This is a genomic window from Paenibacillus sp. J22P169 (genome assembly GCF_059691995.1).
On record NZ_JCAUAO010000001.1, the window covers coordinates 520,359 to 536,329 of the forward strand.

General features: G+C 44.2%; 15 protein-coding genes. 1 reads left to right on the plus strand and 14 read right to left on the minus strand.

The genetic code is table 11. From position 1 onward, the window contains the following. The 8 genes from AC58QG_RS02570 to fba form a co-directional block, all read right to left on the minus strand. Positions 1–1,749, minus strand: a complete 1,749-nt coding sequence (locus AC58QG_RS02570; RefSeq protein ID WP_497360465.1) for a sensor histidine kinase — start codon at positions 1,747–1,749, stop codon at positions 1–3. 177 nt (positions 1,750–1,926) lie between these two features. Beyond that, entirely contained in the window at positions 1,927–3,105 is a 1,179-nt protein-coding gene (gene nagA / locus AC58QG_RS02575; protein WP_497360467.1) for an N-acetylglucosamine-6-phosphate deacetylase, read from the minus strand. Between the two features lie 43 nt (positions 3,106–3,148). Next, the gene (locus tag AC58QG_RS02580) at positions 3,149–4,120 is read right to left on the minus strand and encodes an ROK family protein (protein WP_497360469.1); all 972 of its coding nucleotides are present in this window, start codon (positions 4,118–4,120) and stop codon (positions 3,149–3,151) included. 85 nt (positions 4,121–4,205) lie between these two features. Next, positions 4,206–5,030: a phytanoyl-CoA dioxygenase family protein gene (locus AC58QG_RS02585; RefSeq protein WP_497360471.1), complete on the minus strand. Its 825-nt coding sequence runs from the start codon at positions 5,028–5,030 to the stop codon at positions 4,206–4,208. A gap of 161 nt (positions 5,031–5,191) precedes the next feature. Then, positions 5,192–7,798 (minus strand): right-handed parallel beta-helix repeat-containing protein, encoded by a 2,607-nt coding sequence (locus AC58QG_RS02590; RefSeq protein ID WP_497360473.1) that lies wholly within the window; start codon positions 7,796–7,798, stop codon positions 5,192–5,194. A gap of 262 nt (positions 7,799–8,060) precedes the next feature. Further along, positions 8,061–8,843, minus strand: a complete 783-nt coding sequence (locus AC58QG_RS02595; protein WP_497360475.1) for a DeoR/GlpR family DNA-binding transcription regulator — start codon at positions 8,841–8,843, stop codon at positions 8,061–8,063. A gap of 150 nt (positions 8,844–8,993) precedes the next feature. Then, on the minus strand, positions 8,994–9,923 hold the full coding sequence (locus AC58QG_RS02600) for a 1-phosphofructokinase family hexose kinase (RefSeq protein ID WP_497360477.1): 930 nt from the start codon (positions 9,921–9,923) through the stop codon (positions 8,994–8,996). Beyond that, positions 9,920–10,786 (minus strand): class II fructose-1,6-bisphosphate aldolase, encoded by an 867-nt coding sequence (gene fba, locus AC58QG_RS02605; protein ID WP_497360479.1) that lies wholly within the window; start codon positions 10,784–10,786, stop codon positions 9,920–9,922. Before fba ends, AC58QG_RS02600 begins: the two co-directional genes overlap by 4 nt. 232 nt (positions 10,787–11,018) lie before the next feature. On the opposite strand from fba, the gene AC58QG_RS02610 reads away from it, so the two are divergent. Continuing rightward, entirely contained in the window at positions 11,019–12,062 is a 1,044-nt protein-coding gene (locus AC58QG_RS02610) for an SIS domain-containing protein (RefSeq protein WP_497360481.1), read from the plus strand. A 284-nt stretch (positions 12,063–12,346) separates the two neighbouring features. On the opposite strand, the gene AC58QG_RS02615 is transcribed toward AC58QG_RS02610, so the two are convergent. From AC58QG_RS02615 to AC58QG_RS02640, 6 genes are all read right to left on the minus strand, one after another. Continuing rightward, positions 12,347–12,547, minus strand: coding sequence for a hypothetical protein (locus tag AC58QG_RS02615; RefSeq protein WP_497360483.1), 201 nt, complete (start codon positions 12,545–12,547; stop codon positions 12,347–12,349). Positions 12,548–12,686: 139 nt separating this feature from the next. After that, positions 12,687–12,851: a hypothetical protein gene (locus AC58QG_RS02620; protein WP_497360485.1), complete on the minus strand. Its 165-nt coding sequence runs from the start codon at positions 12,849–12,851 to the stop codon at positions 12,687–12,689. 252 nt (positions 12,852–13,103) lie between these two features. Then, positions 13,104–13,478 carry a hypothetical protein gene (locus AC58QG_RS02625; RefSeq protein ID WP_497360487.1) on the minus strand — a complete coding sequence of 125 codons (375 nt, stop codon included), beginning with the start codon at positions 13,476–13,478 and terminating at the stop codon, positions 13,104–13,106. Positions 13,479–13,562: 84 nt separating this feature from the next. Next, positions 13,563–13,853, minus strand: a complete 291-nt coding sequence (locus AC58QG_RS02630) for an immunity 53 family protein (protein ID WP_497360489.1) — start codon at positions 13,851–13,853, stop codon at positions 13,563–13,565. 324 nt (positions 13,854–14,177) lie between these two features. Continuing rightward, the gene (locus AC58QG_RS02635; protein ID WP_497360491.1) at positions 14,178–15,062 is read right to left on the minus strand and encodes a M1 family aminopeptidase; all 885 of its coding nucleotides are present in this window, start codon (positions 15,060–15,062) and stop codon (positions 14,178–14,180) included. Between the two features lie 235 nt (positions 15,063–15,297). Beyond that, positions 15,298–15,747: a VOC family protein gene (locus AC58QG_RS02640; RefSeq protein WP_497360493.1), complete on the minus strand. Its 450-nt coding sequence runs from the start codon at positions 15,745–15,747 to the stop codon at positions 15,298–15,300. Between the last annotated feature and the right edge of the window lie 224 nt (positions 15,748–15,971).

The following is a 15,971-nucleotide window of genomic DNA, read 5'->3' on the forward strand; positions in this document are numbered from 1 at the left end:
TCAGTCCTCACTTATCCGTACTTTTATTTCTACACGCAGCCCGCCTATTTCGCTCCGACTGACGTAAATACCTGATCCGTTCCCATATTTAATCTGAATGCGGCGGTGTACGTTAATGAGTCCTGTGCTCTCAGCGGTGCCGTCCGAAGCATCCGCTAAGCTGTTATGAAGCTTCTCGATGGCAGCATCCGAAAGCTCATTTCCGCTATCCTCCACAACAATAGACATACTCCCTGGCAGCGCAACGAAATCAATGTTCAACTTGCCGCGTCCTAACACATGCTGGAATACATATTTGTAGCAATTCTCGATGACAGGTTGAATAATAAGTCTCGGGACAAGCTTGCTTTTCAGCTCATCAGGTACCTCGGCAAATGAAATAGCTACAAGCCCGCTATAACAGACGGATTGAATATCGACATACGTTCTTGCATGTTGAACCTCTTGCTCTAATGAAATCTCTTCCTCGGCATCCCGGGTTACGAACTGAAAGTAGTGCCCCAGAAACGTAGAGAATTTAGTTGCATTCTCCTGATCCCCTCTACTGATCAAGCGAGAGAGTACGAAGAAGTTATTGTATAGAAAATGCGGATTGATCTGCGATTGTAGCCGCTTCAGCTCTGAACGTTGGCTACGAATCTTCTGTTCGTACACTTCCTCAATCAGCACATTCAAATTTTGTGTCATCGTATTGAAGCGTTTGAACAAGTAACCGAATTCATTGTCTTTTCCTTCATATGGAATAGAGAAGTCAAACTTCCCTGTCTCTACCTTTCGAAAGGCGCCTAACAAGGTCCTAAGGGGCTTATGTACAATTCTATAGCTCCATAATAGGAACGCCACCACCACAACCAAGGATATGATCGACATGGCGAGAAATAGAAAATAATACGTTTTCAGTGAAACATAGAGCTCTTCCTCTGGGATGTGAGCTACTATAATCGTGTCATATGTCGGGGAATATTCCATGACTACGAAATGCTTCTGGCTATCCAATGTGATCATTGCGGTTGCACTGGTCTTGCGGGAGAAATCTTGCCCCATTACGAGCTGCTTCAAGGTTTCACTCATCTTGGAGTTTTGGATTCCACCTATTTCCCAACCTTGACTCGGATGAACAATGAAAGCGCCGCTGTCCTTGTAGCCAATAATATTGTCCAGAATGAGGCTGATCTGATCCGGGTATAGCTCAGCGGCCAGGATGAATAATTCATCCATGGTTTGTTGGTTGCTGGTACTTGTATTCGTGTAAGGGACGCTCATGTATAACCGGTTATCGTAGTACACGAAGGGACTATCCGCTGTCTTTTTCTGAAGCCCTTGGAAATCCTCCATGTTTATGGATGGAACCAAATTCTCAACAGATAAAGTTCCCCTCAGATTCGGCAAATAAGCGGTTGTAAGCCTAATAAATCGGCTTGTCCGCTGAACATAATCCAGCTGCTTGCGAATATTCATGACCATGCTTACCCGTTCTAAATCATCTGTGGGGTAGCCAGGCGTTTCTGCATTCAGAACGGCAATCTCGACCGCACTTTGCCTGAGCGCCGTGGAGATCCGTTGGATATCGGTTTCCCATATTTTATTGATGGATTGCACGGAACTAATGAGTGATTTGGTTAGTTCTTCTCGATTTTTCCTAACGCCCATCTCATTCACGGCAAAATTCAAGCCATATAAAATAGTAATAATAAGTAGGAAAATGATCATTAGCTTAGAAAGTATCGACACATAGGGAATTCGAATCATCCTGGATTCCTCTCTTCAACAGGCGGTCTTGCCAATTAGCCGTGTATTTTAAGATATCTCATTATACAATGGGACGAAACAAACCGATATCTACTTATGCAAACCTTTTATTACATACCGATGAGAAAACAAAAAATCGTTCCAATGATGAACGATTTAGCGATTGTTTTATCAACTTTATCTAAGCTCATAAACTTTGTTTCCTTTTACGTAAGTCGCTTGAACTTCCCAAAGCTTATCGACGATAACAAAATCGGCATCTTTGCCGACGGCTATCGAACCTTTGCGATCGTAGTCGCCAATTTGCCGGGCAGGTACCTCCGTCAATGAAGGCAATATCTCCTCTGGCTGCAGTCCCGTGAAATCGAGCATGTTTCGAAAAGCTTGGATCATGGTCAATGAACTACCGGCTAAGCTAGTACCGTCAAGCAAAAGCACTTCCCCGTTCTCCATCTTGACGTGACCGTAAATGCCGTCCGGCATGCCGGCACATCCTACTGCATCCGTTACCAGGCAAACCCTGTTGGCGCCTTTCATCTCAAACAGGAATTTGGCAACTGCTGGATGGACATGGATACCGTCAGCGATCAGTTCGGTGGTCAACTCAGGAAGCATCAGCCCCGCTCCCGCCACGCCAGGTTCCCGATGATGAAATGGGCTCATACCATTAAAATGATGGGTTGTGTGGCAAGCACCATCCTCCACCGCTTCGTATACTTGTTCAAACGTGGCGTCCGAATGTCCGATCGATACGGTAATACCGCGTCCGACAAGCCAGCGAACCATGTCCATAGCGCCCTCTACTTCGGGTGCAATCGTTACAAGCTTGATTGAATGGTCCGCGGACGCATGAAACTGTTCCATTTCAGCAAGATCTGGGAGGCGAATGTTTTCTTGATTTTGAGCGCCGCACCGCTTTAAGTTAATGTAAGGACCTTCCAAGTGGACGCCAAGCAATTCAGCACCTCCGACACTGCGCTTTATCGCGTCTGCTGCATGCGAGAGCGCCTTGCTTATTCGTTCTGCTGAATCGGTATCCGTTGTCGCCAAAAAGGAGGTCGTTCCGTGCTGTGCATGAAAACGGCTCATGCCGTCCAGACTCTCGTAGGTGCCATCCATCATTTGATAACCGCCGCCGCCATGCACGTGCACATCAATAAATCCAGGCAGCACGGCATATCCTGCCAAATCAATCGTATCCATGCCGTTAGGCAGCGCAAGCTCTTCCCCGCCTACAGCTACGATAGTCCCGTCACCACTGATTATCATGCGTCCTCGATTCAGAACGCCTTGCGATGTGTAAACCGTTGCATTTATATACGCTAGTCTAGCGATTCTTTCCCGAATAGCATTCATTTCAACTTAGCCTCCATCGAATATCAATTAATCATCAAAAAAGTCAAATCAGCTGTATGGCGCCATGAAGTCCAGCACTGTCACCGAGCAGTCCGGCACAAACGGGCGGGCTAGATTTCTTGCTAAAATAACCGTTTTCCAATACCGTGCGTATCGGAGCAAGTAGAATTTCACCAGCTGCTGCTACGCCACCGCCAATAATAACAATATCAGGGTCAAGTATATACAGCACTGAAAGCAATTTACGTCCCAGCAGGTTACCTACCCTGTTGAAAATCCCGCAGGCGACAGGATCCCCCTGCATGCTAGCATGGTAAACATCAAGGGCAGTCAATTGATGCACACTTCCACCGAGAGCAAGTGAAGTAACCTCTCCCGATAGGACCGCCTCCCTGGCGAGTCGGACAATACCGGTAGCTGAGGCCACCGTCTCCAAACAACCCGTATTGCCGCAATTACATGGATACGGAATGCCTTCTACAGGTTCATGCCCAATCTCACCAGCATTCCATCTGCCGCCTCTTATGATCCGGCCATCCACGATAAGTCCGGCAGCAAGCCCAGTGCCAAGCGTTAAACATACGATGTTGCGGTACCCCTTACCCGCTCCGGCGATCGCCTCGCCGAGTGCATAAGCGCGTACATCGTTTTCTATCAATACGGGTACGCCGAGTCTACTGCTCATTTCTGCTGCTAATGGAACATCATACCATTCCAGATTGGATGCAGCTTCGACGATACCTCGGTCCATATCGACTCTGCCGGGAACTCCGATTCCAACTTTTACGATTCGTCCATCGCAGTTGGACTTGACTGCCAATGTGCGAATCGATTCGGCTAGCCGGTCGTAAAACTCGCGCGGATTATTCGTTCTCACGAGTCCTGTTGATTGTCCTTCGAATGTAGGAATCGTTGTTTTCGCCATAAGATTTCGATCCTTATCGAATAAACCAATCACTGTATTCGTACCGCCGATATCAATACCGACCCAAACTTGCGTGACATCAGCGCTCATAAACTTTGTTTCCTTTTACGTAACCATTTCATGTGATTTATCTCCATTTTCATTTAGTAACTTCTCTGAATTCTCCGCTCCGCTGTCACGGAGATACAGTCAAAGTGCCGTCATTATTGATCAATAGAACATTAGACGGTTCATCGGACGACCGTCCACCTGTGTTGTCCCATGCCCATATGTCACGGAAATACCAGCGTGCTTCCGGTCCAAGACTGGCTATAACCTCTGGTGAAACATGATTATCACGGTGCCACCTCATACCCACATTGACGAAAGAGAAAAACAACGACACGCGAGGGTGATTCGGATTTTTCCAAATCGGTCCGGCATGACATGTATTTTCACTAAAAAAGAGTACTGAGCCTGGAGAAGCGTCATAGCTTTCAAAGGGAGGTTCATAATCTTTTTTCTCACGTAATGATTCGGGGATAGGGAAATTAGCTTTGTGACTGCCCGGCAAGAATACAGTCCCCCCGTCCTCCTTACTTACTGGATTAAGTTCAATGACCATCCGAACCATACCCGCACGGATTTTTCCATTGGTAAAGTGATAATGGAAATGGGGGTTTGACATCGGCCCTCCCTGATGGGGCCCAAGATTGTGACCCATTCCACGTTCTCTCCACACAGGAAATGTGCTGTCTAACCGGAAATCCGGTCCGATTAATTCCTTCAGCACACCCTTGACTATGGGATTCGAGAACACAGCTTCCGTGGCGCCTCCAGGAATTCCTGGAACATCACCTTTCGCTTTATCGGGGTGTTTCAGCTGATAGACCTGATCCTTCATTGCTTCTACTTGTATAGTGCTGAACACATCGGGTATGAGCAGGTAGCCCTTAAGGTCAAATAGAAACTTCTGCTCTTCCTTCATGACAAATTGAGAGAAATCCATTGTAAACTCCATTTGCACTCCTCCTTTATTCGTAGTTTAGCACTTCCTATTTGGCTTAGTAATAAACCCCTTTTTACATTCCGATACAACTTTCGACTTGGTCCATTAACACTCAACAAAAAAAGTACAACTCCCAGTGGTTTTGGAAGTTGTACTTTTATCATCTGTTCTAATTACGTCCCTGTCGTTGTTATATCCACTTTATCGGTGCTTATGGTATATCCTGTTGAACTACTGTTTTTTGTACCTATCACTCTTACCTTAAGCGTATGCTGTCCGTTTGTCAGAACCGGGCTGGTATATAACAGCACTTGATCTGATCTGGTTGCCGCATACGTATCAACATTGGTTTCTGCTCCGCCATCTATCGAAACGGCCATGATTCCCGTGTGCGACGCTTTTGCAGCATAGACCTTGATTTGCGTTCCATAAAAACGTACCTGGTAATAATTATTTGTGGTGCTCGAAGCATGGTCATCATCATTATACTTGCCAGCTCCTGGCCAATAATCCCAAGTACCTGTATATTCAAACTGGTTATTCCCGGTTCCTATCGTGTTGTCATTCACAGTTGCTGTACTGAATGTGGTTCCCCAAACTTCCGTTTCGTAAATACTGAACCAGTTAGAACCCTGGGAGTTTGCTGATGTCATGGACACCCTTACATATCTCCCATTCATATCGGTAACATCTAAGGTTTGCAGCGCGCTGGTCAATGTCGTTGAACCACTCCATACCTGTGTATAGGAAGATCCGTCACTGCTTACTTCAACTTTCACAGGATATGTCCTTGTTCCTCCGTTATACGTCATCAGCTTAAGTTCTTTTATTATCTTGACCGAACCCAGGTCATAGCGTATCCATGCATTTGCCAGTGTTTCGTCATTTGTCCATCGGGTACCTGTGTCTCCGTCATAGGAGTATGCTCCTAGACCACCTATAAGTTCAGCCCCTACCGTTGAACCCGATATGGTTAATTGGGATACATCGGATGCCGTTGTTATATCCACTCTATCGGAGCTTATGGAATATCCTGTCGAACTACTGTTTTTCGTACCTGTCACTCTTACCTTAAGTGTATGCTGTCCATTGATCAAAACTGGGCTGGTATATAACAGCGCTTGATCTGTCCGGGTTGCCGCATAGACGTCTACGTTGGTCTCTGCTCCGCCATCTATAGAAACGGCCATGATCCCATGGTGTGACGCTTTTGCAGCGTAGATTTTTATTTGTGTTCCATAAAAGCGTACCTGATAATAATTATTTGTGATGCTCGAAGCATGGTCGTCATCATTATACTTGCCAGCTCCTGGCCAATAGTCCCATGTACCTGTGTAGTCAAACTGGTTGTTCCCGGTTCCTATCGTGTTGTCATTCACAATTATTGTATTGGGTGTCGGTGGTGGTGTTGGCGTTGGTGTGGGTGTGGGTGTCGGTGTGGGTGTCGGTGTCGGTGTGGCTGTTGGAGTGGCTGTTGGTGTAGCGGTTGGTGTTGGCGTTGGTGTCGGAGTTGAGGATCCTAGAAGACTGATATCTGCACCCATGTCTTTTCCATCACTGGCAGCGGTTTTGCCGGCTGAACCTGCTGTCAGCGAATAATCCGTAATGAGATTCATCGTACCGGAACCATTGGAAAAACTCGGTGCTCCGGTTATCGACTGACTATCTTTCCCCGAAAAGGTCTTCCACGTTGCTAAAGTATAATTGATTCTATTATTGGTAACAGCGGTTCCGGTTGGGTATAAATTATTATTGAGAGTATTCGTTTGCCAAGTGGTACTGTTTGAATATTGATAGACAAGCAATGGATTGATATATAGATTGTCGCGAATAATATTATTTAGAGCCCTGCCATCTTCAGGATACAGACTCATAGATCCACTATAAATCGTATTATGCGTGATCGTGTTATTATCTCCATTAGCGCCGCCGTTAGAATCATTAATCTTAAACTCGGCGTTATTCTTTCCGATCAGGTTGTCATGGATACTAGCATACGAAGCATTCAAAGACATTGCAAACCTACTGGTATCATGTAAATAGTTGTAAGCGATTTCAATACCTGTGTCGGATGAAGGAAGGAATTGTCCGTGCTTAAAGTAGATCCCTATCGGTACATTGGATATTTCGTTTTTTAATATTTTCAGTCCTTGGGCACTGAATGCTATAATGCCCGCAGTATTAAGATGTACGCCCGAAGTCCCTGGTCCGATGATCCGGTTATTTCTAACTATAATATTTTGCGCAGGACCGTTTACGTACACAAATCCTACATTATCGCCATCTACATAATTATGAGCGTAGTTATTTTCGACAATTCCGCCGTCAATTGTAAGATCTTGCCCAAACTTAAGTATCGTATGGCCGCCTATAAACTCTAAATCTCGAATGATGTTCCAGCTTTTTTCAATTTTGATGACTTCAGGAAGGGTGCCTCCATCAATCTTTGCTTGTTCTTCAGGATAACTTCTAAAGGTGATTGGTTCTGCAGCCGTCCCGCTATACCCATAAAACTTGGTCCAGATCGTTGATGTAACCGAGTAAGTTCCGGCCCGGAAATTAACAGTATCTCCTGCTTGTGCCTCTGTCCAAGCTTTTAGAGGCGTAGCCCACGGGTGACTGATATCGTTCTGATCGCGGGTATAACTGTCACTCCCGTTAGGGGCTACATACAAAGATTTGCCTGCGGCTTTTACAGTAATACTGTAAGATAAACTGGCTGATAGAATAATGGCAACTATCAAGAGAAATAGATAACTCTTCTTCCCTAACCCTTTCATGTGATTTACCTCCATTTTTATTTAATCCGTCAACTGAGAGAAATCCATTGTAACTCCGTTTGCCCTCCTCCTTTATTCGTAGTCTAGCACTTCCTATATGGCTTAGTAATAAACCCCTTTTTACATATCTATACAACTTTTGACTTCGTCCATCCAAACATAGTCTCGGCATGTCAAAATAGGCTATATTCACCTAAGGAGAAAAGTGATTGTAACCTATCGCTCTGTTCATTATTTTGAGAAAGGTTTGAAGCCCATCTTTTTATTCAGAAACATGGATAGCAACTTCATGCTGCTTACAAGCCTGCTCGAACCGACTTTCCGGTTGCATATTCGTGATAACTCCACTCGCTTTATGTAATGGAATGATCGTAAACAAAGCGGTTTTCTTCAGTTTGCTGTTGTCAAATACCGCGTATACTTCGCTAGAGCGTTCCAGAAGCAGCAGTGCAATGCGGGCTTCCAGCTCAGAATGCATCGTGAAGCCATGCTCCAACGAGACACCATCTACCCCTAGAAACATTTTGGTAATGTTAATCTTCTCGATAACACTTTCTGCAAGAGGGCCTATGAGCTCGTAGCTTTTGGCCCGCATTACGCCGCCGATGACAACGACCTGAATATCTTCCGCATCAGCAAGTTCAGAAGCTATGTTCACTGCGTTGGTGACGATTGTAATATTGCGATGCTTTTTAAGCGCTCTAGCAATAAAGAATGTCGTCGTTCCGCCCGTTAGGCATACGACATCCCCCTCTTCAACCAATGTCGCAGCCAGCTCAGCAATTCTCTCCTTTTCTTGCCGCTGGAAGAAACGCTTATCGGCAAAAGGGAGCTCAGATGTCGGCTGCATGAGTGCCCCTTCATAAATCGCTCCGCCAATCGTACGAATAATTTGCCCTGATTTCTCTAGTACATCCAGGTCGCGTCTAGCCGTCGCTTCTGAGCAGCCGATCGTTTCAATAATTTCTTGTATCGATATTTTACCATGCAATTTTATAAGCTCCAGTGCCTTCGATCTACGAAGCTCACTTTTTGAATATTCCATAGATATCTCCTTTGTCAAAGCGCTACCCTAATTCGTTCTGAACTAATTTTGGCTGAAATTGAACTGGATTGCAAGCGGATTCTATATGCGATTTCACCACACTGTAAATGTTCCCCTTCGTTCGCTAAGGAATAACAATCAGTCACAGCCTCACAAGGCTGTGACTTGGATCTCCTTTAGATACGATTGAAACAACGAGTACTCAATATGTCCTGCTTTATCCGACATCGCGTTTGCAGCAGCCGAGGCCGCTGCAAATCGAAGCTTCTCCTGGGCGGATAAGCCGCGCTCATCCGCGAACGCCATGCCTGCCATGAAAGAATCACCACAGCCGACCGTATTCACAGCACGAATGCTTGGCGGGATAACCCGATACCCCCTGCCATCGATAAACGCAACCGCACCTTGCCTGCTGAGCGTGACGCACACTTGGGTGATGCCTTGCTCTGAAAGTCTTGATACAGCTTCCATATAGTTACCTTTTGCAAAAGTTTCCGTTCCAACCCATTGTTCGAGCTCCTGCTCGTTGGGCTTCACGAAATCTGGACACGCTTGCAAGCCGCAGCTCAGCGCCGTACCACTCGTATCAAGAAAGGCACGAGCATTCTGCGCTTGTATAATGCCGATCAGCTCGGCATATAGATCGGCAGATGCACCAGGCGGCAAACTTCCTGAGAGCACGACAATGCTGGAATGCTGGGCAAGGCGGTGAAGCATTTGTTTTAAATCCGAGATGTGTGTTTCGCTGACAATCGGACCTTGCTCCAGCAATTCCGTCGAGATTCCGCTCGACTCATCGATAATGTTTAGACAAACACGAGATTCACCTGGTACACGAACGAACGATGTTGTGATGCCGCGCTCTGTGAGTTGTTCTTCTATGAAAGTGCCGCTGCTTCCGGCAACGAATCCTGTCGCTGTCACTTCACCACCAAGGAGCCGGATGACCTTGGCGACATTATTTCCTTTACCGCCAGGCTCGGCGAGATGCCGTGTTACTCGCTGCACTTCACCTAGGCCGAATTGTTTCACATAATACGTTTTATCAACAGCCGCATTCAGCGTGACGGTTGTAATCATCGCAAATCTCCAGCTCTGCCAATGCATCCGCAGAGCTGCATCTTCTCAATTGCCAGACGCTTCACCGCTTCTTTGGCCGGAACCATATATTTGCGCGGATCGTTCTCGTTTGGATTTACGGTAAATACATGCTTGATCGCATCCGAGAAGGCAATACGCAGCTCAGTCGCTATATTCATTTTGGCCATGCCGAGTGAAACCGCACGTTTCACTTGCTCCGCTGGAATACCAGAACCACCATGTAGTACCAAAGGAACTTCGACACGATCAGCAATTTGTGCGATCCGCGTGAAATCGATGTTCGGTTCTCCTTTATAAATGCCATGGGCCGTACCAATAGCTGGAGCCAAAGTGTACACGCCTGTACGTTCAATAAATTCACGGCATTCGTCCGGATCAGCTAGCAAAGCGTCGCGTTCTTCTACTACGATATCATCCTCGACACCGCCGACTTTACCAAGCTCCGCCTCTACGTTCACGCCAGCCGCTGATGCTACCTCCATCACCTTAATCGTTCGCTCCACATTTTCTTCGAATGGGTGCATGGAAGCATCCATCATAACGGACGTATAGCCTGCACGAATACATTGGATAATCAATGAGAAGTCGGTGCAATGATCAAGATGCAGCGCAATCGGAACCCCTGCTCGGTTCGCTGCAACTGTTGTAGCTGCAGCAATGTAATCCGGTCCAAGATGTTTTACTGTTCCGACAGTGGTCTGGACGATTAATGGGGACTGAGTTTCGATTGCCGCTTCAACGACCGCTTGCAGCATTTCGAGTGTATGAATGTTAAAAGCTCCGACAGCATATTTGTTTTTTCTGGCGAGACGCAACATCTCAGTGGATGAAATTAGCGGCATATAATAACCCTCCTAAAATTGACTGTTTATTTCATTACGTGATTACAATATTATTAAAATATGATTTTTTCAATCTTTTTTTTAATTTATACGCAAATTCATCTTATTAAATAACTTAATTATGATAATAAAAATCATTATTTGATTATAAAAATCATTTTTGTTGTTTTCTTTATTCTTATGTTTTAAACTATGATTACACTCATTTTTTCATATTAGGAGGTAATCGTTCATGAGCTTGACCTACAGTGAAGTTATTCAGCAATATGCTGCCTTGCAGCAAACTTACGACTACATGCTGTCCAGGAGGGACGAAATCGTTACATTCGTCCGTGAACAATCCGTATCATCCATAACTTTCATAGGATGCGGCTCTAGCTACTGCTTGAGTGAATCTGCATCTTTCTCTGCCCGATTGCGCGCAGGTTTGCCGGCTAGCAGCCTCGCTGGAGGCGATCTCATGCTCCACACACAACGATACCGTGGATTAGTAGCGAATACGTTGCTAGTAGCACCATCTCGCTCCGGTTCTACAAGCGAGGTGGTGGAAGCCATCCGTCTGATTCAGACGGATAAGCATGTCCCTTTACTTGCACTTTCTTGTGTTTCCGATTCACCGCTTTCCAAGATTGCCGATTTGTCGCTTGAGTTACCTTGGGCTTTTGACCATAGCGTTTGCCAAACGAGAACCGTAACGAATCTATATACAGCTAACCTACTGCTGGCAGCTTTTCTCGGAAACGACGAGTTGCTAATCGAAGATATCTTCAAAGCAATTCAACATGGCGCTGCCTACATGACACGCGTTGAAGGAATGATTCGCCAAGCGGTCAATTTCACGTGGACAAATGCTATCCTGCTTGCTGACGGAGAATTGCAAGGACTCGCCTCCGAAGGAGCTATTGCCTTAACCGAAATAGCCCAAGTACAGGCGCATTCCTTCCATCTCTTGGACGTCCGACACGGCCCGATGGTTACGATTGGATCAGATACGCTTGTTATCGCCGTTTTAACTGGAGATGGAACATCGCATCAGAGCAATTTGATGCGTGATTTGAAAAATAGAGGCGCGAAGATCATCGCTTTTGCGGATCGCATCGAAGTCATTCCGAGAGAGTACGTAGATCTTGCGGTAACAAGTGACATTGAATTGGATATTGCTGCACAGGGAATTCCTTTCATTTTCATACCGCAAATTGTTGCTTTGTGCAGCGCTGAGCGTCAAGGCATCAACCCTGACCAACCGGATGGCTTGGAGGCATGGGTGAAGTTGTAATTGACCTTTGATTCTTAAAATCTATATTAGGCTGCTTTGTTCATTTTCCTCTTCGAAGTGAAAGATGAAGCAGTCTTATATTTGTTTAACCTTGGTATAGAAAACCATTAAATTAGCCTCTCGGCATTCGGAAGGTTAAATGAACATAAACCAGACTAACTATGGTACAAATGAACGGGAAATCTCTGGTTCAACATGGTGAAGAATGATGGTCCATTTTGTAACTTCTCCCACTTATTGCAGCTATCGTTCACCGTAATCAAGTTAGACGGTGAAAATTTAAATCAGTGTTTTGTATACTTTTCTTTTAACTCCTTTAGTTTCGTATCTGGTTGATCTAGGTTTATTTTTAGTGGACTATTGCCATTAAATTTTCCATCTGCATTCAGATTCATTAATCCAGCGTCTATGACTGCTTGTGCGATATACATCCTTAGTAAAATAAGTTTTAGACTAACCCCAATAAAAGAAACAGAGGCAGCCATGGACGCGAAAATAAAGTCCTAGACTGCCTCTGTTTTACTGAACTATCGTTATCCGTTAGCGGAACGAACTCTTACTTTACAGTACTGTTTACATACCAAAAATATTCTTGTCAGCTTTGGCTTTGGATCTGTTCAGGCGTTAAACTTGGTACACGAAGATTAGAAGTAAGAACATCCCTATGGATATACGCGAGGCCTGCTTACGTGTCATACTGCCGGATTTCAGGAATTTCCAAAATAAAGATGGTTTGAAAATAGCGATCAGTGAATAGATAAAAACAAAGAATACTAGTACGCCTATCATGTGTAGGTACTCCCCATTCGTTATGTAGTTAAAAAATCCCCAGCGATAGTTCCATACGTATTTACTAAATATCATACAATCATTTGAAATTGATAAAAATAATGCATGAGCATGCATTTAAGATGAATTTTCCCGAGTGTTTCAACTATCCTGCCCGTTAGGTGAGCGAAAGGCTGCCGATCGTGCCGGCAACCTCCCGTTGCTGTGTATTGAACAAACGTTCTCCGTTAGTTTAGCAACGCCACCTGTTAATTAAGCACGAAATAGAATATCAATATCCCCATTTACAAACCCAATCCCAATTGCAGAGGCACTTTTGAGGATGTTTTTGTACTCACCTTCTTTAAGATAACGTTCTACTAACATCGTAATGTGACTTAAACCTAGTTCCCAATGTTGAATATCTTCTGTTCTTTTTATGTAGCAAATATCTTCTTCCGAATTGAAATAGTCGGTACAAGCCCAGTCTGAGTCATTCTGATTAAATTCATATGAACCAATTAATTGTATATCGTAAGTATCATCTGAACCTTCATATAAGTTAAAATTGAATGCTTTTATTCCTACAGGGATGTTTTGCTCTAAAATCTGATTTAACCAATTAGAAAACAATCTATAATTCTCCAAATACATTCCCTCACTTTTAATGATGTTATATCGTGTGAAGGGCTACCATGCGGCAGCCCTTCACTGTTTAACTATTGTTCTGCTTTAGTTTAATTCTACCCAACCTTGGAAGATTAAAAGAATTTCCCCTAAGTTTTTAGGACCACCAAACCCATCGAAGTACCCTTCTTTCAACCTGCAATGTATCCAATCATGCTCGGTTCTCTCTTTGACTAAACCTTCAAAAAGTTTGTTTTCTAAAGTAGTTTCTCGCAAATTAATTTTGACACTCCAACCAGGATTATCAAGCGTACTGATTTTCAATCCATAACAATGTTCCCAATCGCCATCACATTGGGATAAGTACCACTCTTCTAACCATTGAATAAGATCCAACTGATTACAATCCTTTGACTACTTTACGGCGATAAACAACCACTAGTTCTGTTTTTAACTCCTAGACTTTAAACAATTGTTGCACAGTAACCTGCTTCCTTACCTTTTTAACTGCATTGATATAACCATCAAAGTATCGTTATCCGTTAGTTCAACAACAACTCCACGCTTGCGATGCTTCAGGCAATCATTCATTTTTGTGATGAATTGTATACCGTATACGATTATAAAAAAAAAGACACCGTGCACATTCCTCAGTGTCATAAAAGTGAATCCAAGTTTACTCATTTAATAATAACCAATCCTTAAAGAAAACATCGTCCTTCATCGCAAATAAGCTTTTGTAAATCTAACAAATTCCTTTGTGTTGACCTGTTTGAACTGGTAGTTAGACCAATAAGATTGCAAAAACTTTATACCCTGTTCTCTGCTAATAAAATTTTCAATAAGCGTCATATATTTCATTACTGGTTGAGCGTATAGACTGTTAATGATATCCGATCCCTGGTAGGTTGATAATGGTAAGTTCGAAGCTTTGGCATTACTTCCATAAAATTTCTCAGCGAATGAGAAATCGTCTAAATATAAAGACGTGGCTAATTCCGATATTCCTTCGTCCAACCATCCATCATGAGAAGGATCATTGCTAACAACACCATAGAACCATTGATGCGCTATTTCGTGAATGAGGCTATGCTTGAGCCCCCCTGTGTTTTCCATTAAACCTACAGTAATAACACCAGGATATTCCATAGATGAAGTTTCACCTACGATCAGATCTAACTGCTTATGTGGATAATGACCAATATGTTGATCAAAGAATTCGAATGCATTTGCTGCAATATCAATCGCATCTTTCAACTTATCTTGATCCTTCGAGTCTCCCCATGCCCTGATTTCAATGTCACCTACTTGTTTAGAAATAGAGGTCATGTCCTTGGTAACAGCTACAAACAATTCTTTTACATTTTCCATACTTAACTGACCAGATGGGCCTGAGGGATCCTTATCGGATGAAGTGATAATCTTGTACCCTTCTGGAAGTCGATAACGTAAAGTGAAATTACTAAAATCCGTTTGATAGGATTCGCTAATCGGGATGTAGGGTTCTTTGTTCCACCCATGGTTGTAGGTTGCTAACATCGGATACCACTGCGCAAGCAAATACGTGTTACCTTGTTTTGAAAAGCGAATTCCATTCTCCGGCACCCTAAAATTATAATTTATCTCAATTGTAGCTTTTCCGTTCGGCGATAGCTTTTGTGGTAAAAGTATAGTCAGTGTATCTCCGTCTAGCTTATAGCTAGTATAATGATATTTCCATCTGGCTCTTTGAATGTGAACTCAGATAGATAAGGATATGTTAGAAATTCCGTTATCATATCAGTTCCTAATTGTTTGATATATTGATGGTGGATTTCCTAAAACATCCGTTACCGATTTATTACTTGAGCTGCTCGCTCAACCCGACGATGATGCCTTCGGGACCGCGGATGTAGGCGAGTCGATTCGTGTCCTCGTATTGCACCACTTCGCCGACCAGTTCGGCGCCATGGGCAAGCAGGCGCGCGACCACGTCATCGATGTCATCGACGGCGAACATGATGCGGCGGATCCCGAGTTCGTTCACCGGAGCCTTCTCGGGCCCAGTTCTGATCGCATCCGGCGTGTGGAACTTGTCCAACTCGATCCGTCCGTGGCCGTCCGGAGTGCACATAAACACGAGGGTAGCACGGACGTTCTGAAGGCCAATGAGACGATCTACTGAGGAGCCCTCGACGGTCGTTTCGCCCTCCAACTCGAATCCGAGTTGGAGAAAGAAGGCTTTAACGGCTTCGAGGTCGTCAACGACGATGAGGACGTTGTCCATTCGTAGTAATTTATTTTTTGTCATAGTTTTATCTCCTTATGAATTAAAAGTAAAGTCACAATCCTCAATTAAGTTTATGTCTAAGCGTCTCTGTCATAAAGTTGCGCATAACGACTTATTTACGAACTTAGTTGGTAATCTCCGCCATTTATCACTCCCTCATAATTATGGTAAATTCACCCATGAATGCAGTACCGAATACATGTTCGCTTGTAAAGAAGATATTTTAATTATCACCACGCATAACT